At 69.2% G+C, this 23,316-nt stretch carries 23 protein-coding genes and 1 riboswitch; of the genes, 11 read left to right on the top strand and 12 right to left on the bottom strand.

Translation table 11 applies throughout. The annotated features are described in order from the left end of the window. Window positions 1–54: 54 nt before the first annotated feature. On the top strand, window positions 55–1,440 hold the full coding sequence (locus GTY58_RS22430; RefSeq protein WP_010985710.1) for a serine hydrolase domain-containing protein: 1,386 nt from the start codon (window positions 55–57) through the stop codon (window positions 1,438–1,440). Between the two features lie 121 nt (window positions 1,441–1,561). Here the strand turns inward: GTY58_RS22430 and GTY58_RS22425 are convergent, their stop codons facing one another. Both GTY58_RS22425 and GTY58_RS22420 read right to left on the bottom strand, forming a co-directional pair. Further along, window positions 1,562–2,014, bottom strand: coding sequence for a GNAT family N-acetyltransferase (locus GTY58_RS22425; RefSeq protein ID WP_010985709.1), 453 nt, complete (start codon window positions 2,012–2,014; stop codon window positions 1,562–1,564). 9 nt (window positions 2,015–2,023) lie between these two features. Then, window positions 2,024–2,482, bottom strand: coding sequence for a MarR family transcriptional regulator (locus GTY58_RS22420; protein ID WP_010985708.1), 459 nt, complete (start codon window positions 2,480–2,482; stop codon window positions 2,024–2,026). 140 nt (window positions 2,483–2,622) lie between these two features. Between GTY58_RS22420 and GTY58_RS22415 the strand changes: the two genes are divergently transcribed. Next, window positions 2,623–3,831 (top strand): MFS transporter, encoded by a 1,209-nt coding sequence (locus GTY58_RS22415; protein ID WP_010985707.1) that lies wholly within the window; start codon window positions 2,623–2,625, stop codon window positions 3,829–3,831. Window positions 3,832–3,973: 142 nt separating this feature from the next. Beyond that, on the top strand, window positions 3,974–4,393 hold the full coding sequence (locus GTY58_RS22410) for a heme-binding protein (RefSeq protein ID WP_010985706.1): 420 nt from the start codon (window positions 3,974–3,976) through the stop codon (window positions 4,391–4,393). A 110-nt stretch (window positions 4,394–4,503) separates the two neighbouring features. On the opposite strand, the gene GTY58_RS22405 is transcribed toward GTY58_RS22410, so the two are convergent. Continuing rightward, a complete protein-coding gene (locus GTY58_RS22405; RefSeq protein WP_010985705.1) occupies window positions 4,504–5,370 on the bottom strand; it encodes a GNAT family N-acetyltransferase in 867 nt (288 codons plus the stop codon). A gap of 175 nt (window positions 5,371–5,545) precedes the next feature. Between GTY58_RS22405 and GTY58_RS22400 the strand changes: the two genes are divergently transcribed. Together GTY58_RS22400 and GTY58_RS22395 are read left to right on the top strand one after the other, a co-directional pair. Further along, entirely contained in the window at window positions 5,546–6,178 is a 633-nt protein-coding gene (locus tag GTY58_RS22400) for an HAD-IB family phosphatase (protein WP_037647821.1), read from the top strand. A 398-nt stretch (window positions 6,179–6,576) separates the two neighbouring features. Further along, on the top strand, window positions 6,577–8,274 hold the full coding sequence (locus GTY58_RS22395; protein ID WP_010985703.1) for a globin domain-containing protein: 1,698 nt from the start codon (window positions 6,577–6,579) through the stop codon (window positions 8,272–8,274). Between the two features lie 23 nt (window positions 8,275–8,297). On the opposite strand, the gene GTY58_RS22390 is transcribed toward GTY58_RS22395, so the two are convergent. The 5 genes from GTY58_RS22390 to GTY58_RS22370 form a co-directional block, all read right to left on the bottom strand. Then, window positions 8,298–8,780: an NUDIX hydrolase gene (locus GTY58_RS22390; protein WP_010985702.1), complete on the bottom strand. Its 483-nt coding sequence runs from the start codon at window positions 8,778–8,780 to the stop codon at window positions 8,298–8,300. Between the two features lie 62 nt (window positions 8,781–8,842). Beyond that, complete coding sequence (locus GTY58_RS22385) at window positions 8,843–9,748, bottom strand: LysR family transcriptional regulator (RefSeq protein ID WP_010985701.1); 906 nt, start codon at window positions 9,746–9,748, stop codon at window positions 8,843–8,845. A gap of 215 nt (window positions 9,749–9,963) precedes the next feature. Next, a complete protein-coding gene (locus GTY58_RS22380) occupies window positions 9,964–11,109 on the bottom strand; it encodes a cystathionine gamma-lyase (protein WP_010985700.1) in 1,146 nt (381 codons plus the stop codon). Beyond that, window positions 11,106–11,597 (bottom strand): low molecular weight protein-tyrosine-phosphatase, encoded by a 492-nt coding sequence (locus GTY58_RS22375; protein WP_010985699.1) that lies wholly within the window; start codon window positions 11,595–11,597, stop codon window positions 11,106–11,108. Before GTY58_RS22375 ends, GTY58_RS22380 begins: the two co-directional genes overlap by 4 nt. A gap of 8 nt (window positions 11,598–11,605) precedes the next feature. After that, a complete protein-coding gene (locus tag GTY58_RS22370; RefSeq protein WP_010985698.1) occupies window positions 11,606–11,986 on the bottom strand; it encodes a phage holin family protein in 381 nt (126 codons plus the stop codon). Between the two features lie 113 nt (window positions 11,987–12,099). On the opposite strand from GTY58_RS22370, the gene GTY58_RS22365 reads away from it, so the two are divergent. From GTY58_RS22365 to GTY58_RS22350, 4 genes are all read left to right on the top strand, one after another. Next, window positions 12,100–12,417: a cupin domain-containing protein gene (locus tag GTY58_RS22365; protein WP_010985697.1), complete on the top strand. Its 318-nt coding sequence runs from the start codon at window positions 12,100–12,102 to the stop codon at window positions 12,415–12,417. Window positions 12,418–12,580: 163 nt separating this feature from the next. Continuing rightward, entirely contained in the window at window positions 12,581–12,793 is a 213-nt protein-coding gene (locus GTY58_RS22360) for a DUF5326 family protein (RefSeq protein ID WP_010985696.1), read from the top strand. A gap of 340 nt (window positions 12,794–13,133) precedes the next feature. Then, on the top strand, window positions 13,134–13,913 hold the full coding sequence (locus tag GTY58_RS22355) for an IclR family transcriptional regulator C-terminal domain-containing protein (RefSeq protein WP_237529471.1): 780 nt from the start codon (window positions 13,134–13,136) through the stop codon (window positions 13,911–13,913). Between the two features lie 98 nt (window positions 13,914–14,011). Further along, the gene (locus tag GTY58_RS22350) at window positions 14,012–14,449 is read left to right on the top strand and encodes an SsgA family sporulation/cell division regulator (RefSeq protein ID WP_037647705.1); all 438 of its coding nucleotides are present in this window, start codon (window positions 14,012–14,014) and stop codon (window positions 14,447–14,449) included. A 167-nt stretch (window positions 14,450–14,616) separates the two neighbouring features. Here the strand turns inward: GTY58_RS22350 and GTY58_RS22345 are convergent, their stop codons facing one another. Next, a complete protein-coding gene (locus GTY58_RS22345; RefSeq protein WP_010985693.1) occupies window positions 14,617–16,059 on the bottom strand; it encodes a YibE/F family protein in 1,443 nt (480 codons plus the stop codon). A 71-nt stretch (window positions 16,060–16,130) separates the two neighbouring features. After that, a riboswitch (TPP riboswitch) is annotated at window positions 16,131–16,287 on the top strand. On the opposite strand from GTY58_RS22345, the gene thiC reads away from it, so the two are divergent. Continuing rightward, window positions 16,280–18,085 (top strand): phosphomethylpyrimidine synthase ThiC, encoded by a 1,806-nt coding sequence (thiC, locus tag GTY58_RS22340; RefSeq protein ID WP_010985692.1) that lies wholly within the window; start codon window positions 16,280–16,282, stop codon window positions 18,083–18,085. It overlaps the preceding riboswitch by 8 nt. 185 nt (window positions 18,086–18,270) lie before the next feature. Here the strand turns inward: thiC and GTY58_RS22335 are convergent, their stop codons facing one another. The 3 genes from GTY58_RS22335 to GTY58_RS22325 form a co-directional block, all read right to left on the bottom strand. Continuing rightward, the gene (locus tag GTY58_RS22335) at window positions 18,271–19,134 is read right to left on the bottom strand and encodes a hypothetical protein (protein ID WP_037647703.1); all 864 of its coding nucleotides are present in this window, start codon (window positions 19,132–19,134) and stop codon (window positions 18,271–18,273) included. Between the two features lie 182 nt (window positions 19,135–19,316). After that, window positions 19,317–20,426, bottom strand: a complete 1,110-nt coding sequence (locus GTY58_RS22330) for a metallophosphoesterase (protein WP_010985690.1) — start codon at window positions 20,424–20,426, stop codon at window positions 19,317–19,319. 229 nt (window positions 20,427–20,655) lie between these two features. Then, complete coding sequence (locus tag GTY58_RS22325; protein ID WP_010985689.1) at window positions 20,656–21,768, bottom strand: LacI family DNA-binding transcriptional regulator; 1,113 nt, start codon at window positions 21,766–21,768, stop codon at window positions 20,656–20,658. A gap of 387 nt (window positions 21,769–22,155) precedes the next feature. Between GTY58_RS22325 and hisC the strand changes: the two genes are divergently transcribed. Next, on the top strand, window positions 22,156–23,235 hold the full coding sequence (gene hisC / locus GTY58_RS22320; RefSeq protein ID WP_010985688.1) for a histidinol-phosphate transaminase: 1,080 nt from the start codon (window positions 22,156–22,158) through the stop codon (window positions 23,233–23,235). The last annotated feature ends 81 nt before the right edge of the window (window positions 23,236–23,316 follow it).

The following is a 23,316-nucleotide window of genomic DNA, read 5'->3' as shown; positions in this document are numbered from 1 at the left end:
CGCCTCTCAGGAAATGCGCTCGACGTGGGATGAGGGGCCGGGTGGACTGGGGCCATGAAGACATCCCAAGAAGAGCTGCTCCCGGCAACCCGCCGGGCTCTGCTGCACCGGATCGCGGTTGCTCAGGCCGAGGGGCGCGCCCCGTCGTTGGCAGCGGCGGTCGTACGGGGCGGGCAGACGGTGTGGTACGGCTCGCGGACCTCGGTGGACGGGCACGCGCCGGACGAGAACGTGCAGTACAGGATCGGCTCGATCACCAAGACCTTCACCGCCGTACTCGTGCTGCGGCTGCGGGACGAGGGAGTGCTGGACCTCGGCGACCCCCTGGAGAAGCATCTGCCGGGCACGGGTGCGGGGGAGGCCACCATCGCCGAACTGCTCGCGCATACGGGCGGGTTGGCGGCCGAGTCGCCCGCGCCCTGGTGGGAGCGCACGCCCGGCTCCCTTCGCCCGGAGCTTGCCGATGTCCTGGGCGAACTGCCGCTGAGGCATCCGGTCGGCCGGCGGCACCATTATTCGAACCCCGGCTACACGCTTCTGGGTGCTCTGGTCGAGGAACTGCGAGGCGCTCCCTGGGAGGAAGTGCTGCGGCGCGAGGTGCTCGAACCGCTGGGCATGCGCCGGACGAGCGGAGACCCGCGGGCGCCTCATGCGGGTGGCTGGGCGGTGCATCCGTGGGCCGATGTGATGCTTCCGGAGCCTGCCGAGGACCTCGGCAGGATGGCACCGGCCGGTCAGCTCTGGTCCACGACCGGCGACTTGGCGCGCTTCGCCGTCTTCCTCGCCCAGGGAGACGAGCGGGTACTGAGCGCGGATTCCGTCCGGGAGATGCGTACGCCGGCCGCGCCCGCCGAGGCCGCGGACGTGATGTCCGGCTCCGCCTACGGGCTGGGTATGCAGCTCCAGTACCGGGACGGTCGACTCCTCGTCGGGCACTCCGGTTCCCTGCCGGGCTTTCTTGCGAACCTCACCGTCAGCGTGGAGGACGATCTGGCGGCCGTCGTGCTGGTCAACTGCACTTCCGGCCCGATGCCGTCGGCCGTCGCCGCCGATCTCGTGCGCATCGTCGCCGAGGCCGAACCCCGGATTCCCGAGCCGTGGCGACCGCTGCCCGATGTCGACGAGGGCGTCCTGGAGTTGGCGGGGCAGTGGTACTGGGGGACCCAGGCCTTCGTGCTGCGGCTGACCGTCGACGGAGGGGTTTCGCTGGAGCCGCTGAGCGGCGTCGGCCGTCGGGCGCGCCTGCGGGCGAACGGTGACGGCACCTGGACCGGGCTCGACGGCTATTACGCGGGAGAGCTCCTGAAGGCCGTACGACGGCCTGACGGGTCCGTGAGCCACCTGGACCTCGGGTCGTTCGTGTTCACGCGGCAGCCGTACGACGAGGGGGCTCCGGTGCCGGGCGGGGTGGATCCTGAGGGGTGGCGCGGCATCCCATAGGCGTCGGTGCGCAGTTGTGAGCTCATCGGAGCGTCCTGTTTCACGTGAAACAGGACGCTTCTTGCCTGCGAGGCGCGCTGGGGTGCCGACGCTGTGGGTGTCGGCGCTGTGGCTGGTCGTCTCAGAGTGGCAGCTTGAAGCCCACGTGCGAGGCCTCGAAGCCCAGCCGCTCATAGAAACGGTGAGCGGCGGTGCGGGTGGCGTCGGAGGTCAACTGGACCAGCTGGCAGCCCTGGCGCCGGGACTCGTCGACCGCCCACTCGATGAGCCGTGTACCGAGCCCGCTGCCGCGTTCGTCCGCGTGGATGCGTACGCCCTCGATGATCGAGCGGGTGGAACCGCGCCGGGACAGACCAGGAATGATCGTGAGCTGCAGGGTGCCGATGACGCGGTCCTCGCGTACGGCGACGACCAGGTGCTGGTTCGGATCCTTGGCCAGACGCTCGAGCGCCGTCAGATAGGGCGCCAGGTCGTCCGGTGACTCCCGCTGGGCGCCCAGCGGGTCGTCGGCGAGCATCGCGACGATCGCGGGGATGTCACCCGCAACGGCAGGCCGTATCTCAAGATCTTCCATGCTCGCAGCCTATGCGGGCGCGTTCACCGACTCCACGACCCGAACCAGCGGGGCCAGCTCGGGGCTCCTGGCGGCTTCGTCGAGAGCCTGGCGCAAGGCGGCGTCGTTGGTGGGCCGCGCCTCCTCAAGGAGCTTGAGGCCCGCTTCGCTGACATTCGTGTAGATGCCGCGACGGTCGGTCGGGCACAGGTAGCGAGAGAGCAGCCCGCGGTCCTCGAGCCGGGTGACCAGCCGGGTGGTGGCGCTCTGGCTGAGGACGACCGCGTCGGCGACCTGCTTCATCTGCAGATGGCCGCCCTCGCCGTCGTGCTGCCGGCTGAGTACGTCGAGCAGGGAGTACTCCCGCACGCTCAGTCCGTGCTTGGCCTGCAGCGCGCGCTCGATGTGGCCCTCGATCCTCCCGTGCAGCAGAGAAAGGGCGCACCAGCCCTGGGCTAGGGCGGTGAGCGCGGGGTCCGTCGCTGTCATGGCGTTTTCCTCCGTCCTGGAGTGACTGAACACAAGGATAGAGCATGGACGCAATAGACCGCGTTTGCATATAGCCAGTGTCTGCAACTATTGTGAACGCACGCAAAGCGCTCCTGCAATCCATTGGGAAGGTGTCCCCCATGCCTCTCGCGCTTCTGGCCCTCGCGATCGGGGCCTTCGGGATCGGAACCACCGAATTCGTGATCATGGGTGTGCTGCCCGAGGTCGCAGGCGACTTCGGTGTCTCCATCCCCACCGCCGGACTTCTGGTGACCGGCTACGCCCTCGGCGTGGTGTTCGGCGCCCCGATCATGACCGCGCTCGGCACCAAGGTGCCCCGCAAGCGGATGCTGATGCTGCTGATGGGCCTGTTCGTCCTCGGCAACCTGCTCTCCGCCGTCGCCCCCGTCTTCGGGCTGATGCTGGTGGGACGAGTGGTCGCCTCCCTCGCCCACGGCGCCTTCTTCGGTATCGGCTCGGTGGTCGCCGCCGAGTTGGTGGCTCCCGAGAAGAAGGCCGGCGCCATCTCCATGATGTTCAGCGGGCTGACGGTCGCCAATGTCGTCGGCGTCCCCCTCGGCACCCTCATCGGGCAGTCCATCGGCTGGCGGGTCACCTTCGCGGTGGTCGCCGCGCTCGGTGTGGTCGGGCTGCTGGGCGTGGCCAAGCTGGTGCCCGAGATGCCCAAGCCCCCGGGTGTCCGTCTGCGCCACGAACTGGCCGCCTTCAAGAACGTCCAGGTGCTGCTCGCGATGGCGATGACCGTCCTCGGCTTCGGCGGCGTGTTCGCGGCCATCACCTACATCGCGCCGATGATGACGCACGTGGCCGGCTTCGCGGACGGCTCGGTGACCTGGCTGCTGGTCCTCTTCGGCCTCGGCATGGTCGGCGGGAACCTCATCGGCGGCAAGTTCGCGGACCGTGCGCTGATGCCGATGCTCTACGTGTCACTGGGCGGCCTCGCTGTCGTGCTCGCCCTGTTCACCGTTACCGCGCACAACAAGGTCCTCGCGGCGGTCACCATCATGCTGATCGGTGCCCTTGGCTTCGCGACCGTGCCGCCACTGCAGAAGCGGGTCCTCGACCATGCGCACGGCGCGCCCACGCTGGCCTCGGCCGTGAACATCGGCGCCTTCAACCTCGGCAACGCCCTCTCGGCCTGGCTCGGCGGCATCGTCATCGCGGCCGGTCTGGGATACACCGCTCCCAACTGGGTCGGCGCCGTTCTCGCCGCGGCGGCCCTGGTCCTCGCCGTCCTCTCGGCCGCCCTGGAGCGCCGTGACACGGGCCGGAGCGCCGTCGTCGCGGACGCCGCGCCCGCAGAGCGGCAGACCCCCGTCCACCACTGACTGGACCGGATCAGGGCCGTTGACCGGACAGAAGCCGAGCCGCCGGCCCGGACCGTACTCGGAGCGGGGCCAGGGCCGGCCCCGCTCCCCTCGATCCACTTTCCACGCAACCTCAGCAGCACCTCCCAAGGAGAACCACCACATGAGCACCACCGCTGTCACCCCGCTCTCCACCGAGGACGCGGAGGTCCTCGTCTCCGCCGCCCGCCGGGCAGCCGAGGCCGCCGGGGTCACGGTCAGCATCACCGTCCTCGACGCGGGCGGGCATCTGCTTGCCTTCCGCCGGGATGACCGGGCCGTGCTGATCTCGGGCGAGACCAGCACCCGCAAGGCGTACACCGCGCTCCAGCTGAACGCGTCCACCGCCGACCTCGTCGAGGCGGTCCAGCCCGGCGGCCTCTTCCACACCCTGCCCACCGCGCTCGACCGGCCGCTGCTCTTCATCGCGGGCGGAGTGCCGGTCCACCGCGACGGACGCCTGATCGGAGCGCTCGGGGTCGGCGGTGGCGCACCGGAGCAGGACCACGGCTTCGCCGCCGCGGCCGTGAAGGCGCTTTCCTGACGCCACCGCGTTCCCGCCCCTGCGCACCGGACTCGGTGCGCAGGGCTCCACGACGAGACGCGTGTCCCCAGGTGATCCTCGGGGGCACGCGTCTTTCAGTGCGCCGACGCTCAGCCCGCCGCCACGGTCAGCGGAGCGAATCGACGGGTTCCATCACCGGGCAGGTCCGGGATGCCGTACGTCATCACCGCGTTGAGACCGACCGGCGCGAGCCCGCGCTCCTTCAGCCAGGCCAGCAGCTCTTCGTGCCGTACATCGATGTCTGTCCGCAGCGGGCGGTCGGTGTGAGCGGCGAGCGAGGCGACGAGGGCCTTCGCGGTCTCCGTGTCGCGGGCCGTCAGCGGGCCCACCACATGAGTGTCCATGTTGGGCCAGGCCGCCGTGTACCCGATGATCCGGCCGTTCTCCTCGGCCACCCGCAGCTGATCGGCGAAGGCGGGAAGCCGGGTGAGGACATGGGTGCGGTCGGCACCGAAGACCTCGGCGTCGAGCCGGAGGATCGGGATCAGGTCCTCCGCCGTGGCCGGCCGAGTGACCACCGCTGGCTCCGCCCCACCCGGAGCGAAGTACCCGCGCACCATCTCGGAATGACCCACGACCTTGAAACCGAGCTCCTCATAGAGCGGACGGCCGAACGGGGTCGCGCACAGGGTGAGGGGGGTGGTGGCCATCTCCGCCATCACATGGCGCATCAGCCGGCGGCCGATGCCCTGGCGGGCATGCCGTTCGGCGACCAGGACCATGCCGATCGCTCCCAGATCCGGGCGGTCCTGAGGACCGTACTCGGTTACGACGCAGGCGCTCACGAGACCCCCTTCGGGGTCGTCGATGCCGTAGCCCTTTCCCGCTGCGAGAAGCAGGCCCCACTTGTGCTCTTCGCGGGGCCAGCCCCGGTCCTCGGACAAGTCGGCGCAGGCGGTGAGATCGCGAGGCGTCAGATGACGGATGGGCAGAGAGGCGGAGGAAGGTGTCGACACGCAGGTCAGGCTGCATGAAGGGCACCCTGGACGTCCACCGGTTTGCCGTCAGCCGGATACGCCTTTGGACATGTCATGCCCCACCCCACAGCCCCAGGACAGATGTTTCACGTGAAACAGCGGGCACGGATCTGGTGGGCAGGGGCGAGTGCCGGTATCGCTAATCTCGCCCTCCATGACGCGACTGCACCTCTTCGATCTTGACGGGACGCTGTTGCACGGCACGGCGGCCCCTGTGGAGATTTCCAGGCAACTGGGTATCGACGCGGAGATAGCCGATCTCGAGCGCGATTTCGTGGCGCGGCGAATCGACTCGCACGGGTATGCGCGGCGTGTGCATGCGCTATGGGGAGATCTCACCGAGGCCCATGTCGCGGCGGCCTTCCAAGAGGCACCCTGGCTGCGGCGGATCCGGTACACCTGGGCCGACATCCGCTCGCGTGGGGAGTACTGTGCGGTCGTCTCGCTTTCACCCTCGTTCTTCGTGGAGCGGCTCATCGGGTGGGGCGCCCACGCCGCGTACGGTTCGAGGTTCCCGGCCGTGCCGTTCAGCGAACCCGTGGACCCGGCCGGGATTTTGACTCCTGCGGCCAAGGTGGAGATCGCCGACCGGCTCTGTGAAGAGTTCGGGGTGACGCGGGCCGACTGTGTTGCCTACGGCGACTCGCTCTCCGACGCGGAACTCTTCGGATCGGTGCCGGTCTCGGTCGCGGTCAATGCGGACCGGCATCTGCTGGGCCTCGCCACCTACACCTACGCGGGCCGGGATCTGTGGGATGCCTATGAATTGGTGCGGCGCGCCCGGTAATTGAAGGAATTGCTCGTTCACTCCAACGTCAATTCATGGTGGAGCAAGGGGGGACTTGTGTGTGGGGCGGCGGCCGGTATGGTCGAGTCCGGTTCGCGTCCGGTGTGATGTCCGCACGTCCCGCGGGGCGCGAACGCAGGCCGATGCAGCTTAACGGGACGGAGAGATCGAAGACCCGCATTTTCCGTTACACGGCCGGGCGTTGGTCCGGGGTGGGACGCTGCGCTGTGAGTACTGCGGCCAATGTCACACTCTCGCCTTACTTGTCCGTACGCGGTAAGAATCCGGGTTGAAAGTGGCCGCATTGGCCATCAGGGACTGAACGGGGATAAGCGCAGGACCGTCTGCGGAGAAAGCAGGCGTCTTCCGACCGAGGAAGTGCGCAGACCGACCGAAAGATGTTCGAGGCGAGGCACACCATGGACGCTCCGACCACTACGTCGGCCGACAACGGCACGTCCGGCGGTACCGGCGGGGCCGGCTGGTTCACGCCCCGCAAGCAGCCGGAGACGCCTCAGGGCGGCGGCCAGGAAGCGCCCGAGGGCAGCCGTCTCGCGGCGATGCGCCCGGTCGGCCGGCCATCCGCGGGTGAGGGCACGGAGCAGCAGCGAATACCGCCGACGGAGGAAGCGGTCGTCGCGCCCACCCAGCCCATGTCCGGCGAGCCGCTCCGGTCGCTCCCCGACCCTGCGGCACCCGCACCCGCCCGACATCTCGGGGCCACGCTCACCGAAGAGACACGGCCCGCCCCGGCTCCCATCGCGGCGTCGCAGCCCGAGTCGGCCCACGAGGCCCTACGGCCGCTGGCCGGACAGCCGCAGTTTGGACAGCCGCAGTCCGGCCCCGTTCAGCCGCAGCCGGCGGCCGCGCTGCCCGAGCGTGGCATCCCGCAGCGCGAACCCGGGCCGCCGGAGCCCGGCTCCCCGCGTCCTGGCCCCGACCCGCAGGTGCCCACACCGGGGCCCGCTCCGGGGCCGGAGGCGTCCCCCGACGCCGTCCTCATCCGCCGCACCATGGCCGAGGTGGGGCCCGTCGCCGGCAAGGTGACCTCCTACTTCTACGCGCTGCTCTTCGTGCGCCACCCCGATCTGCGCTCGCTGTTCCCCGCCGCGATGGACACCCAGCGGGACCGGCTGCTCAAGGCGCTGCTGACCGCGGCCGAGCACATCGACAACACCGAAGTCCTGGTCGCTTACCTGCAGAACCTGGGTCGCGGCCACCGCAAGTACGGCACCCGGCCGGAGCACTACCCGGCCGTCGGCGAGTGCCTCATCGGTGCGCTGAGCCGGTATGCGTCCGGGATCTGGGACGAGGAGACCGAGGCGGCCTGGGTCCGTGCGTACACGACGATCTCCCAGGTGATGATCGACGCGGCGGCCGCGGACGAGCTGCGTGCCCCTGCCTGGTGGTACGCGGAGGTCGTCTCGCACGATCTCCGGACCCCGGACATCGCGGTGATCACGGTCCGCCCCGACCAGCCGTATCCTTTCCTCGCCGGGCAGTACACCAGCCTGGAGACGCCGTGGTGGCCGCGGATCTGGCGGCACTACTCCTTCGCCTCGGCGCCCCGCTCCGACGGCCTGCTGTCCTTCCACGTGAAGGCGGTCCCGGCGGGCTGGGTGTCCAACGCGCTGGTGCACCGCGCCCGGCCCGGCGACATCATCCGGCTCGGGCCGCCGGCCGGCTCGATGACTGTCGACCACACCACCGAGAGCGGATTGCTCTGTCTGGGCGGCGGAACCGGTATCGCTCCCATCAAGGCGCTGGTCGAGGACGTCGCCGAGCACGGTGAGCGCCGCCCGGTCGAGGTCTTCTACGGCGCCCGTAGGGACCATGACCTGTACGACATCGACACGATGCTGCGGTTGCAGCAGAGCCACCCCTGGCTCTCGGTTCGCCCTGTCGTGGACCAGCGGGCGCATCTCCAGCTTCCCGACGTCATACGCGAGTACGGGCCCTGGAACGAGTACGACGCCTACCTCTCGGGCCCGCCAGGCATGATCCGTAGTGGTGTGGACGCCCTGAGGGGCATCGGCATTCCGCCGGACCGCATCCGCCATGACTCGGTGGAGGAACTGGTGGCGGCCGGGGACTGACCCGGGGCCGCGTCAGGAACGGGTCAGCCCAGGTCGGGCGCGTGCATCGCCCGTACACCCTCGATATTGCCGTCGAGATAGTGCCGCAGGGACAGCGGTACGAGGTGGACGGAGGCGATTCCGACCCGGGTGAAGGGGATGCGGACGATCTCGTACTCGCCGCACGGGTCCTCGACCTCGGGGCCGTGCCGCTGTGCCGGGTCCATGGACTCCAGATGGCAGACGAAGAAGTGCTGCACCTTCACACCGGTGGCACCGCCGTCCTCCCCGATGTGTTCCACGGTGTCCACGAAACAAGGCACCACATCGGTGATCTTGGCGCCCAGCTCCTCGTGCACCTCACGATGGAGCGCGTCGACGACGGTCGTGTCCTCCGGTTCGACCCCACCGCCCGGTGTGAGCCAGTAGGGATCGACGCCGGGCTTGGTCCGCTTGATCAGAATCAGGTCGTCACCATCGAGCAGGATGGCGCGGGCGGTGCGCTTGACCACGGGGCGAACGGTCATGGGTGAAATGTGGCCCAGCTTGTTCCACGTGAAACATCGCGGTGCTCAGCCCGCAGCTCTCCTCACACCCAGTCGGCGGCAGCCCGCAGGAGCCATTCGTGCGCCCGTGCGATGTGCGGCATGGCGAGGGTGCCGGTGCGGACCACCAGGAAATACGTGCGCAGCGGCGGCACCGCGGGGTCCAGGAGCGGCACGACATCGCCACGTTCCAGTGCCGGAGCGCACAGATAGCGGGGCAGTACGGCGAGGCCCGCCCCCGTGGTGGCGCAGGCGAGGACCGCGCGCAGGTCCGGGACGATGACGGTGCCGGAGGCGGCCGGGCGGGAGTCGAAGACGGAGGCCCAGTAGCGGGCGACGAACGGCAGCGACTCGTGAACCTCGACCAGGGGGATGTTCTCCAAGGCGGGCGCACCCTTGCGGCGCAGCTTGCCGTGGCCGATGCGGACGGCCCAGCGAGGGGCGGCGACCAGGACGTGCTCCTCGTCGCAGAGCGGAGTGGCGGTGAGCAGGGCGCCGCGTGGCTGGGCCGTCGTGATGGCCAGATCATGATGTCCGGCGGCGAGCCCCTCCAGCGTCTCCTCGGCGTTGCCGAAGGACGCCCGCAGCGCGAAGCCCTGGCCGTCGTCGCCGGTCAGCTCCGTGAGCGCGGGCAGGGCCCGTTCGGCGGTGAACTCCGGCGGGCCGGCGAGATGGAGCGTACGTAGCGAGGATTCCTCGTCGAGGCCGGTCTCGGCGATCTCCACCAGGGCGTCCAGATGCGGGGCGGCCTTGTGGGCGAGTTCGTCGCCGATGGTCGTGGGGGTCACCCCGCGGGCCTGGCGCAGAAACAGAGGGCGGCCCAGTTGCCGTTCCAGTGTGCGGATCTGCGAGGTGACGGCCGGCTGGGAGAGGCCGAGCAGGGCGGCGGCGCGGGTGAAGGAGCCGGCCCGGTGCACGGTCACGAAGGTGCGCAGCAGAGCCAGGTCCACGGCGCTCCCTCCCCTCCCGGTACCTCCGACGGCGCCCAACTATAAATAAGTCGATAGGTCTCTGTCGCTACTGTGATTGGACACTGACACAGAGTCAACTAGCCTTGGTCGCGCGGTTCTTCGCGCGCGGAACCGGGACGGTCCGAGCCACGAGGGGGGAGGCTCGGACCGTCCGTTGTGCGTAGCCGATTACTGACCGGTCACTCAGGAAGTAGTCAGTGTGCCGACTCGTCGAGCGCGCGCAGCACATCCGCCACCAGGTCCTCTGGATCCTCGGCTCCGGCCGAGAAGCGGATGAAGCCCTCCGCCACCGCGTCGCCGCCCCAGCGGCCACGTCGCTCGGCGGTGGACCGTACCCCGCCGAAGCTGGTCGCATCGTCCACGAGTGTCAGGGCGTCGAGAAAACGCTCGGCACGCCCGCGCGTGGGCAGTGAAAACGACACCACGCACCCGTAGCGCCGCATCTGCTGCGAGGCGATCTTGTGCGAGGGGTCGTCGGGCAGCCCGGGATAGCGCAGTCCGCTCACCTCGGACCGGCCGCGCAGCGCCTCGGCGACCGCGAGGGCATTGGCGTTCTGCCGGTCCGCGCGCAGTTGCAGTGTGGCCAGCGAGCGGTGCGCGAGCCACGCCTCCATGGGCCCCGGAATCGCCCCGACGATCTTGCGCCAGCGCCGTACGGCGGCCATCGGCGCCGCGTCGCGGCCCGTGACGTATCCGAGCAGGATGTCTCCGTGCCCGGTGAGCATCTTGGTGCCGCTGGCCACGGCGAAGTCGGCGCCCAGCTCAAGCGGCCGCTGCCCCAGTGGGGTCGCCAGGGTGTTGTCGACCGCGACGAGGGTGCCCTGTGCGTGGGCCGCCGCGACGAGGCGCCGTACGTCGCACACGTCGAGACCCGGGTTCGAAGGGGTCTCGATCCACAGCAGCTTCGCGCCGTCGAGGATGTCGAGCTGGGCGTCGCCGCCCGTCGGTGCGGTGCGCACCTCGATGCCGTACGCGGTCAGCTGCTCGCGCACCAGCGGCAGTACCTGGTAGCCGTCGTCGGGCAGGACCACGGTGTCGCCGGCGCGCAGCTGGGAGAAGAGGACCGCGGAGATGGCGGCCATGCCGGAGGCGAAGGTCAGCGTCTCGACGCCGTCCTGTCCGGGCGCCTCCAACTCGCCGATCGCCCGTTCCAGATGGGTCCAGGTGGGGTTCTCGTCGCGGCCGTAGGTGTACGGGCCGGTGGGCTCGCCGGGCAGATGGAAATGGGCGGCGAAGACGGGGCCTGGGAGGGTCGGCTCGTGCTTCACGGGGTCCGGTAGCCCGGCCCGAACGGCCCGAGTGCCGTCACCGGTCTCCGCGACGAAATCTCCTGAGGTCATGCTGCCCGTCCCTCCAGTTGCTGCCGTACCGCGGCGAGCAGGCCTGGGCTCGCCGCCTCCACCATTTCAAGACACTCTTCGAAGCCGTCCATTTGTCCGTAATACGGATCCGGTACGTCCGGATCGGCGTCCGCGGCGGGATCGTACGAACGCAGGAGTCGGACCTTCTCCGTGTCCGCCGGGGCGGGCGCGAGCCGGCGCAGGGCCTTCAGATGGCCGGAGTCGAGGGCGATCACGAGGTCGAGGTGGGAGAACCACGAGGCCTGGAACTGCCGTGCCGTATGACCGCTTTCGTAGCCGTTCGCCTCCAGCACGGCCACAGTGCGCGGATCGGCGCCGTCGCCCTCGTGCCAGCCGCCCGTGCCCGCGCTGGAGACCTCCACCAGGCCGTCGAGTCCGGCCTCCGCGATCCGGGCGCGGAAGACGGACTCGGCCATCGGCGAGCGGCAGATGTTGCCGGTGCAGACGAAGCAGACGCGATAGGTCATCGGGACGCTCAGTCCTTGTCGTCGGGCAGGACGACGTTGAGGGCCCAGGAGACGACGGAGATGATGAGGCCGCCCACGACGGCGGTCCAGAAGCCCTCGACATGGAAGCTGAGGTCGAGCTTGTCGGCCAGCCACGAGGTGAGCAGCAGCATCAGGGCGTTGACCACCAGCGTGATCAGGCCGAGCGTGAGAATGAACAGCGGGAAGGTCAGCACCTTCACGATCGGCTTGACCAGGAAGTTCACCAGCCCGAAGACCAGGGCGACGACTATCAGCGTGCCGATCTTCTTGCCGGTGCTGTCGCCCGTCAGGGTGATCTTGTCGAGCAGCCACACGGCGACGGCGAGGGCCCCCGCGTTGGCGATCGTCTTGACTACGAAATTCTTCATGTGTCTGATCGTGGCAGAACAGATCGGCAAACGAGTACGGCAGCGATCACGGCTTTAATCACGGTTGATCGCGAACGCGAGCGAACGAGAGCGGACGAGGGCGGACAAGGGCGATGAAGGCATTCCGGCTGGACGAACTGGAGGCGGAGCGCGCCGCCAACGACGGCGCCTACCTGCAGTTCCTGCGCGAACGGAACATGTCGGTCGGCCTGTACGCGCTCGACGCGGGCGAACTCGACCCGCAGAAGCCGCATCAGCAGGACGAGGTGTACCTGGTCGTCAGCGGGCGCGCCTCGATCACGGTCGGTATGGAAACCACCCAGGTCGCGCGCGGCAGCGTCGTGTACGTGCCTGCCGGAGTCGCCCACAAGTTCCACCACATCACCGAGGATCTGCGGGTCGTGGTGGTGTTCTCTCCGCCCGAGAGCTGATGTCCGTCTCAGGGTTCCCTAGGGGACCGGTCAGGGGACGACAAGGGGTGCGAGGCCCCCGTTCGGGCCTTCTGCGGCCCTAGCATCGGATGCAGGACATGGAAGGACCCGGAAACAGGTCCCCGGACTCGGGGCGACGGGCGGAGACGTAAGGACAAGGGCGATGCGAGAGATTTTCGCGGGTATGCCGTGGTGGGTTAAGTGGGTCGCGGTGCCGGTCATCGCCCTGGTCGTCTTCGGCGGCCTGATAGCGAGCGTCGTCGGCTTTGTCATCGGCCTGCTTTTCAAGCTGCTGGTCTTTGTGGCGCTGGTCGGCGGACTGATCTTCGTCGTGCGGAAGTTCATGTCGAGCTCCTCGTCGCACAGCGACTGGTGAGCCGTCAGCACGCGGCCAGGGGTGACGCGTGAACGGGTGAGCGGCTGGTAACGGGCGGGCCGGTAACAGGAACGCCAGGTTCCCTCGGGTGGGGGAAGTTTTCCGGTGAGGCCGTCTGTGTGCGGTGAGGGGCGGTTAAAGTCCGGAATTCGACCCGGGGTTGCTCCCCGCGGGCGGCGCACACCCCTCCCGTGTTCCCTCGCACGGGCGGCCCCTCCACGCGCTTCGGGAGTGCCCCTTGGCCACCGCTGACACCGCACCCACCGGATCAATCGGCCCACCCACACAGCGGCGCGGTTCGCCGGCGGAGCCGCGCACCCATCGAGCGGAAGCGTCCGCTCTGCCATCGGCCGCTCTGCCCTCGGAGCCGCACCCCACCACGCTGATCGGATCCGTGCAGCGGGCGATGCGCCTGCTGGAAGCCGTCGCCGCCCGCGAGTACGGGGCACCCGCCAAACAGCTGGCCCGCGAAGCCGGGCTGGCGCTGCCGACCGCCTACCATCTGCTGCGCACGCTGGCCCACGAAGGCTATCTACGGCGTGAGAAGGGGCTGTTCTTCCTCGGGGAGGCGGCCGAGCGGCTGGGCAGCAGCGGAGCTCAGGAGAAACGTCGCAGCGCGGTGAACGACGTGCTTGCGCACTGGCACGATTCGATCGGTGTACCCGTGTACTTCGCGGTCTACCGCGACGGCGAGATCGAGGTCGTCTGCGTCGCCGATACTCCGGGCAATCCGGCGGTCGAGGAGTGGGCCGACTTCCGGGAGACCGGGCATGCGCACGCGATCGGCCAGTGTCTGCTGTCCCAGCTCGACGAGGGGGCCCGCCGGGACCACCTCGATCGCTACCCGGTGCAGTCGATCACCCCGTATACGGTGCGTGACGAACACACACTTCTGAGGCGGCTGGAACGCGTGGGACGGATGGAACCCGTGGTCGAGCGGCAGGAGTACGCGCTGGGTACGGTCTGCGCCGCGATTCCGATCACGGCCGGCACGACGGCCGCGGCCATGGCGCTCTCCCTCCCGCTTTCCCAGGCCGACCGGTTGCTGCCGGCAGCACGGCAGTTGCAGGGAGAGATCGGAAGGCTGCTGGGGACACTCTCCATCTCTATCAGCATCTGAAAACTCACTCCTTGTGATCTCACGTGTACTTTCAGCAAGATGCCTGCAGCGTCAGGGGCTGACTCCTGGCCAGTCGACGGCAAACGACGGGGTAGGCGATGCGCGAGTCGGTGCAGGCAGAGGTCATGATGAGCTTCCTCGTGTCGGAGGAGCTCTCTTTCCGCATTCCGGTGGAGCTGCGATACGAGACCTGTGATCCGTTTGCCGTGCAGCTGACCTTCCACCTGCCCGGCGACGCGCCCGTGACCTGGACGTTCGGCCGGGAGCTGCTGATCGACGGGGTGGGCCGGCCGTGCGGTGACGGTGATGTGCACATCGCGCCCGCTGATCGCGAGGCGTTCGGCGAGGTGCTGATCCGGCTTCAGGTGGGCGGCGATCACGCACTGTTCCGGTCCGGGGCGGTACCGCTGGTGACGTTCCTCGACCGCACCGACAAGCTGGTGCCTCTGGGCCAGGAGTGTTCCCTTGCTGACTTCGATGCCCATCTCGACGAGGCGCTGGACCGCATCCTCGCGGAGGAGCAGAGCGCGGGTTGACGCACCTGACGTCAACAGAGGCGTAACGGTTCAGCACTCACATGGCTTAACGCCGACGGCCGTGTGTCGGCGGTATTGAGCCAGTTCGCCTCGCCGGGCGCTCCGCCGGGCCGGAGTCACCTTCTTCCTGGGCCGAGCCGCGGATGCGCCCCGCCCTGGAGTGGACGTCAGCGCTTGCGGCGGCGCCCCCTCCCGGAGCGCAGCGGTGCGGCCGCAGCCGGTGCGGGCGTTCCCGGGCGGTCCGCCGAGACCACCAGGGCGGCCAGGGCCGTGGTGACGGGAACAGAGGCGACCAGGCCGATCGAGCCGACGAGTGTGCGGACGATCTCCTCGGCGACCAGTTCGCTGTTGGCGACCGTGCCGACGCTGCTCTGCGCGATCGAGAAGAGGAGCAGCAGGGGCAGGGCGGCACCCGCATACGCCAGGACCAACGTGTTGACGACCGACGCGATGTGGTCGCGGCCGATGCGGATGCCCGCGCGATACAGACCGCGCCAGCCCATCGTCGGATTGGCCTCGTGCAGCTCCCATACCGCCGACGTCTGAGTGACCGTCACGTCGTCGAGAACACCGAGGGAACCGATGATCACGCCCGCCAGCAGCAGACCACTCATGTCGATGTGCGGGTACAGGCCGTGGATCAGGCCAGTGTTGTCGTCCGTGTTGCCGGTCAGCGCGGCCCAGCCGATGAACTGTGAGCCGAGCAGGCCGATCAGCACCAACGAGAGCAGCGTGCCCAGTACGGCCACCGATGTCCGGGCTGAAAGACCGTGACACATGTAGAGCGCGATCAACATGATGGCGCTCGCCCCGACCACCGCCACGATCAGTGGATTCGAGCCCTCCAGGATCGCGGGCAGGATGAACAAGGTCAGCACCATGAAGCTGATGGCCAGCGCGACCAGCGCCATGACGCCGCGCATCCGGCCCACGACGACGACGGCGAGTGCGAAGATGCCGGCGAGCAAAGCCATGGGGAACTTGCGCTCCACATCGGTGACCGAATACTGCAAGTTCTTGGGTGCGGAGGGTTCGTAGGCGACCACGACCTTCTCGCCCTGGTGCAACTGCCGTGTCTGGTCCGGCTGGACGATCTCGGTGAACGTACGGCCCTTGTCCTTGCCGGTGTCGACGCGGATGGTTGCCTTCTTGCAGGTGCCACTGGCCTGCTGCTGGGCAGAGGAGCCTTCGGCGGTGGAGGTGTCGCCGGTCGGGGTGTCACCCGAGGCGTTCACGGACTTGCAGTCGACCTCGTCGACCTTGGTGACCGTGGCCTGCTGGGTCTGCCGGTCGAAGCCCACACCGCTGCGCTCATGTCCCGGGACACCGCCCGGCCACAGCACCGCGAGACCCACTACGACCGCCACGGCGAACGGGATCAGGATCGCGGCGATGACCTTGCGCAGATGTTGGGAAACGGGGGCGGCCGGGCCATGACTGTGACTGTGCGAGTGGCCGGGACCGTTCCCGCCTCCGGAGCCCTGGCCATGGTCATGGCCGTCTCCAGGGCTGTGGCCCCCCGGACCGTCGCTTTGTCCACGGCCGCCGCCGGGGCCTTGGCCGCGCGGAGGCTCGGACGGCGGGAATGGGGGCTGTTGCGTCGTGGTCACCGACCGATCATCGCAAGAACGGGAGGGGCCCACTGTTCAGCTCGCCCAATCAGACGCTAGCGTGAGAGGACCTTTGCACACGCGGGAGCTCGGAGCACCGGGCTGAGAGGGCGCTGACCTCCGCATCCGCGATGTTTCACGTGGAACATCGTCGGGCGGACATTGCTGCGTCGACCGCTGAACCTGTTACCGGGTAATGCCGGCGTAGGGAGTAGGTCTCATGACCAACAAGGACGCACGCACGCCTGCCTCCAGCCAGACGGGCGAGGCGCTCGCCTCGCCCCAGGGCGACCAGGAGGCCGGGAAATCCATCGGCTGGCACAAGGCGTACGTCGCGGGTTCGCGCCCCGATCTGCGGGTGCCGGTCCGTCAGGTGCACCTCACCAACGGGGAGTCGGTGACGCTCTACGACACCTCCGGCCCGTACACCGACCCGTCCGTCGACACCGATGTCCGCAGGGGACTCGCGCCGCTGCGGGAGAACTGGATCATCGCCCGCGGCGACACCGAGGAGTACGCGGGCCGACCCGTTCGCCCCGAGGACGACGGGATCAAGCACACCTCGCCGCGCGGCGGGCTGCGCAACCTGGACGCGGTGTTCCCGGGGCGGCCACGTCAGCCGCGCCGGGGCCGTGACGGACAGGCCGTGACGCAGCTCGCGTACGCGCGCCGCGGCGAGATCACGCCCGAGATGGAGTTCGTGGCCGTCCGGGAGAACGTCTCGGCGGAGGTCGTGCGCGAGGAGATCGCGGCCGGACGGGCCGTAATGCCCGTGAACGTCAACCACCCGGAGATCGAGCCGATGATCATCGGCAAGCGGTTCCTGGTGAAGGTCAACGCCAACATCGGCAACTCCGCGGTCACTTCCTCCATCGAGGAGGAGGTCGAGAAGATGACCTGGGCGACCCGCTGGGGCGCCGACACCGTCATGGACCTGTCCACCGGCCGCAACATCCACACCACGCGCGAATGGGTCCTGCGCAACTCCCCCGTGCCGATCGGCACGGTCCCGCTCTACCAGGCGCTCGAGAAGGTCGACGGCAGGGCCGAGGAACTGACCTGGGAGATCTACAAGGACACGGTCATCGAACAGGCCGAGCAGGGCGTGGACTACATGACGGTCCATGCGGGCGTGCGCCTCCCCTATGTGCCGCTCACCGCGAACCGCAAGACCGGGATCGTCTCGCGCGGCGGCTCGATCATGGCGGCGTGGTGCCTGGCGCACCACAAGGAGAGCTTCCTGTACGAGAACTTCGAGGAGCTCTGCGAGATCCTCGCGGCATACGACGTCACGTACTCCCTCGGCGACGGTCTGCGTCCCGGCTCGATCGCGGACGCCAACGACGAGGCGCAGTTCGCGGAACTCCGAACTCTGGGGGAACTCAACCGGATCGCGAAGCGTTTCAACGTACAGACCATGATCGAGGGCCCGGGCCACGTCCCGATGCACAAGATCAAGGAGAACATCGACCTTCAGCAGGAGATCTGCGATGAAGCTCCTTTCTATACGCTCGGCCCACTGACGACGGACGTCGCGCCGGCGTACGACCACATCACCTCCGGCATCGGTGCCGCGATGATCGCCTGGTGGGGCACGGCGATGCTCTGCTACGTCACGCCCAAGGAGCACTTGGGTCTGCCCAACCGTGACGACGTCAAGACCGGCGTCATCACCTACAAGATCGCCGCCCATGCCGCCGACCTCGCCAAGGGGCACCCAGGCGCGCAGGAGTGGGACGACGCGCTGTCCGACGCCCGGTTCGAGTTCCGCTGGGAGGACCAGTTCAACCTGGCCCTCGACCCGGACACGGCACGGGAGTTCCACGACGAGACGCTCCCGGCGGAGCCGGCCAAGACGGCCCACTTCTGCTCGATGTGCGGGCCGAAGTTCTGTTCGATGAAGATCTCCCAGGACATCCGCCGTGAGCACGGCGGGACGCGGACGGAGGTCGAGGAAGGCATGGCACAGAAGTCCAAGGAGTTCGCGGCGGCCGGGAACCGGGTCTATCTGCCGTTGGCGGACTGACTGGGACGAGAGAGCCGGAGCTGAAGTTCCGGCCCGCGCTCTCGGTGAGCGCGGGCCGGACTCCGGTGGGTTGCTTCCGGCTGCGCCGGTCGGCCTCCGGCGGCCCGGTCACTCCGGCTGAGGTCCGAAGGGCCCGGCCGCACCGGCCGATGGTCGTCGCGGCCGACTGCCGGTTCGGCCGGGTGTTACTCCGGCTGGTGCTCCGGCCCCCCGAAGTCCGGGCTGGTGAAGTCCGGGCTCGTGAAGCTGGGGCGGGGGCCCGCCGCGGGCCCGCCGTCGGGGCTGGTGAAGCCCGGGCGGTGGTAGCCGAGGTGCGGGATGCGGCTGGGTGCCTCCGAGGGGGCGGGGCTGCCCAGTGCGGCCGTGCCGGGGTCGGCGAGTGCCTCGCGGAGGAACGGCAGGAGGCCCCGCTCCAGCAGGGCCTCGTGCCAGGCCTCCCTGGCCCGGGCCACTTCATCGGTCAGCTCGCTCTGGGCGCTGGTCTCCAGGGCGCTGGGGCTGTTGCGCAGAGCGGTGAGCAGCAGGCCGACCGCGGCGACCAGGATCGCTGCCGCGGTGACCGCGCCGAAGACCCACCCGGTGGTCAGGAGGGTCTGGGTGAACGCCTGCTCGGGATTGAGCATCTTCAGGATGTAGCCGACGAGCAGGAATATCGCCGCGGCGGTGCCGGCGAGGACGGGGGCGAGGACGACGGCGACGGCGCCGGCCCCGGCGGTCTCGGCGGCCTCTCCCAGGGTGGTGGCGAGCCCCACCGCGGCCGCGCCCGGCTCCATGGCACCGGCTTCCTCGCGGACGGGCGGGGTGGACGGCGCCGGCTGGCGCAGTTCCTCGCGGACCTTCACATAGTGCTGGTACTCGGTCGCCGCGGCCGCTGTGATGAGTGCGGTGGCGTTGAGTGCCATGGTGCGCAGCTGTTCGGTGTTGAGCCGCCGGTCGACGGCGGCGAGTTCCGGGCGGTGTGGGGCGGAGCGCAGCACCTCACCGAGGATCCGCTCGTATTCCTGGCGGTCCTCGCTCAGCAGGTGCTGCGGAACGCTGTTCATCTGCATCCCCCGATGCTCCGTAGGGCTTGGGGCTCGCACGCTGACGAGCCGTCGGGCAGAAACGGAGGGGAGCCTGCTACGGATAAGCCGATGGTAGAGCGGTGACGGCACACGGTGACAGGGGGTTTCCAGAAATTGCCCTCTGGCCAGCACAGTCTTCCGCCGTGGGACGCCTGCCCGGTGAACGTTCAGCTATCCAGGGGAAGTTGCTGGACCAGCAGCTTTCCGGCCATGGTCACTCCACCGTCCATGGCGATGGCCAGCCCGTCGGCGTAGACGTGCGGACCCTCCACCACGGGGCCGGTGCCGTCCTCGTCGTCCTCGGAGCCGACCTCGCCCAGGAGGTAGGGAATCGGGCTGTGGCCATGGACGATGCGCGTACCGCCGTAGGCGTCCAGCAGGGACCGGGCCGCCTCGGCGCCGCCGTCGTCGCGGAACGCGAAGCGCTTGGTGAACTTGCGGAACAGGTCCCAGCACTCGTCCGCGTCGTTGCGCGTGAGGGTCTCGCGGATGGTGTCGTTGACCGCTTCGATGGAGTCGCCGTAGTCGAGGTAGGCGGTGGTGTCCGAGTGCACCAGGAGGTGTCCGTCCGCCTGCTCCATGGCGTCGAGGCGGGCCATCCACTGAAGGTGGTGGTCCTGGAGGCGGTCCATGTCGGTCTTCTGGCCGCCGTTGAGCAGCCAGGCGGCCTGGAAGGTGGCGGTGCCCGCGCCGGAGTTGACGGGGGTGTCGCCGAACCGCTTCGCGCCGAGCAGCAGCAGCTCGTGGTTGCCCATGAGCGCCTTGCAGTACCCGCCGGCCGCGGCCGCCTCGGCGGACAGCCGCATCACAAGATCGATGACGCCGATGCCGTCGGGGCCGCGGTCGGTGAAGTCGCCGAGGAACCACAGCCGCGCGGTGCCCGCGGACCAGCTGCCCGCGGCGTCGACGAGGCCCTGCTCCTGGAGCGCCGCGACGAGCTGGTCGAGATAGCCGTGCACGTCACCGACGACGTACAGGGGGCCGGGCCCGTCGGCGGACTGGGGGACGGACTGGGGCGTGGGGTCGATGGTCACCTGAAGCGTGTCACCTCGATTGATGACCGGCAGGTCGCGCTGGGTGGGCGTGTACCCCTCCGGGTAACTCTCAGGGTAGCCCCGCGGCTCCGCGACGGGTCCGGTGACCTCGTCGGGAGGTGTGCTCTGCGCGTACGGACCGGTCTCGTGGACGTACGCGGGTACCCGGAAGTCGCGCAGCGTCTCCGTGCGCACCACCTCGGGTCCCTGACCGGCCCCCTGAGTCATCGACCCCTCCACCATCGCGCCGCATCTGCACCGCATCGGACTGCCTGGTCGCAGCGGCCCGCGGTGTCGTCCGCCCATCATAGGAATGCGGATCGCGCCATGTGATGACCCAGGGGTGGTGAATCGGGGAAGGACCCCGGTTCACCGCGGCTTTCGCCCTAATTGGGAGGGGCTTTCCCCACCGGGCCGCCGTCTTTGGGTCGCTCGCGGGCAACCTGTGAGCTACCCGCGGGCCACTGTCCGGCTACCCCTGCTCGGGTGAGCGGGGCGGACTGACCGTCGTACGCGGCGGACGTCGCTCGGACGACGTACGCACGATCAGCTCGGTCGGTATCACCTGCTCGACCGGTTGGTCCGACTCGAGGCCCTCGATGGCGTCGATGAGGAGCTGGACCACGGCCGTGCCGATCCGGCGCGGTTTCAGGGAGAGCGTGGTGATGGGCGGTTCGGTGTTCGCGTACACGGTGGACTCGCTGCAGCAGACCAGCAGGAGGTCGTCCGGTACGCGCAGGCCGTAGCGGCGGGCCGCGGCCAGCAGATCGGTGCCGTTCGGGTCGAAGAGCCCGTAGACCGCGTCGGGGCGGTCGGGGCGGGCCAGCAGCCGGTCGGCGGCGACGGCGCCCGCGCACGGGTCGTGGGCCGGGTAGGCCTCGTAGACGGGGTCCTGGCCGACGCGCTCGCACCAGTGCAGGTACGCGGTCGTCGACAGGTGGGTGTAGGTGTCCGTGGTGGTCCCCGTGAGGAGTCCGATCCGGCGGGCGCCCGCGTCGGCGAGGTGGTCGAGGATCCCCAGCACCGCGGCCTCGTGGTCGTTGTCGACCCAGGCGGTCACCGGGAGCGTGCCGGCCGGGCGGCCGTCGGAGACGACCGGTAAGCCCTGCCGGACCAGCTCGCTGACCACCGGGTCCTGGTCGGACGGGTCGATGACGACCGTGCCGTCCAGGGCGACGTTGGACCACACGTCGTGGCGCGAGGTCGCGGGGAGGATGACCAGGGCGTAGCCCCGGGCGAGCGCGGCCGAGGTGGCGGCTCTGGCCATCTCCGCGAAGTACGCGAACTCCGTGAAGGTGAAAGGTTCATCCCCGTACGTCGTCACGGTCAGGCCGATGAGGCCCGACTTGCCGGTACGGAGCGTTCGGGCCGCTGCCGATGGGCGATAGCCCAGCCGGTCGGCGACCTCGCGGACGTGGCGTCGGGTGGCGTCCGGCAGCCGGCCCTTGCCGTTGAGGGCGTCGGAGACGGTCGTGATGGAGACCCCGGCTGCCGCGGCCACGTCTCTGATGCCTGCCCGGCCTGGCCGACCGCCTCGGCGGGAGGTCTCCGCCCGGCTCACCTGGTGCTTCCCTGCTGCTGTCATGGCGAGCCGATAGTAGGGCTCATGCGGTGGGGTAGGGCGGACGCATATGCACGCGTTGACAGGCACGTTTCTGCAAGATCAATAAGTGGAAGTACCTTGGATTACAAGGGAGTTGAACGATCCAATGGCAATACCTGACTTGTCGACGCGCATGGGCCTGCCAAGTGGGTCATGTTTCGAAGAGGTCTCAACTCACCTTCACGAGGGATGCGCGCCACGGCGCGAGCCACCGGCGCGTGCGTGGAAGCGGGGCGCGCCCCCATTTCGTGCGCCTTCGTGGTCCGATGCCTGCTCGGCCATACGCAGGCGCGCCGAATCCTCATAAGGTGAGAAGCATTGGAAGCCGGTGGCGGTCATCAGCCAGTCGGTGTGCGTGAGGAGGATGCGGTGAGCGAGACGAGCCCGAAGCTGCGTGCCGAGCTGGAGGGTATCCCCACCTACAAGCCCGGCAAGCCGGCCGCGGCCGCCGGACCGGTGGCGTACAAGCTGTCCTCCAACGAGAATCCCTATCCGCCGCTGCCGGGTGTGTTGGAGAGCGTGGCCTCGTCGGTCGGGTCCTTCAACCGTTACCCGGACATGGCGTGCTCGGGGCTGATGAGCGAGCTGTCGGAGCGCTTCGGAGTGCCCCTGTCGCACCTGGCCACCGGTACCGGCTCGGTCGGGGTCGCCCAGCAGCTCCTCCAGGCCACGAGCGGTCCGGGCGACGAGGTGATCTACGCCTGGCGGTCCTTCGAGGCCTACCCGATCATCACGCAGGTCAGCGGCGCGACCTCCGTACAGGTGCCGCTGACGCCGGGCGATGTGCACGACCTGGACGCGATGGCGGACGCGATCACCGACCGTACGCGGCTGATCTTCGTCTGTAACCCCAACAACCCCACGGGCACGGTGGTGCGCCGGGCCGAGCTGGAGCGGTTCCTCGACCGGGTGCCCAGCGATGTGCTGGTGGTGCTGGACGAGGCGTACCGCGAGTTCATCCGTGACCCCGAGGTGCCGGACGGCGTGGCCATCTACCGGGAGCGGCCGAACGTCTGTGTGCTGCGGACGTTCTCGAAGGCGTACGGCCTCGCGGGGCTGCGCGTGGGGTTCGCGATCGCCCACGAGCCGGTGGCGGCGGCGCTGCGCAAGACGGCGGTCCCGTTCGGAGTGAGCCAGCTGGCGCAGGACGCCGCGGTGGCCTCGCTGCGCGCCGAGGACGAACTGCTCGGCCGGGTCGGCGCATTGGTGTGCGAGCGCCAGCGCGTGGTCGCCTCGCTGCGCGAGCAGGGCTGGACGGTGCCCGAGACACAGGCGAACTTCGTGTGGCTGCGGCTGGGGGAGCGCACGCTCGACTTCGCGGCCGCCTGTGAGCAGGCCGGTGTCGTCGTACGGCCGTTCGCCGGCGAAGGGGTGCGTGTGACGGTCGGCGAGAACGAGGCGAACGACATCTTCCTGAAGGTGACGGAACGGTTCCGCAAGGAGCTCTAGTGCACCGGGGGGCTCCGGGGGCTCCGGGGGCTCCGGGAATCCCGGGACTCCCGGGGTTTTCGTGGCTCGCTCCGGGGCCCT

The sequence above is a fragment of the Streptomyces sp. SID5469 genome (genome assembly GCF_009862865.1).
GTDB lineage: Bacteria > Actinomycetota > Actinomycetes > Streptomycetales > Streptomycetaceae > Streptomyces > Streptomyces avermitilis.
The sequence above is the reverse complement of the archived record's forward strand: the minus strand, read 5'-3'. Positions and strand labels throughout refer to the sequence as shown.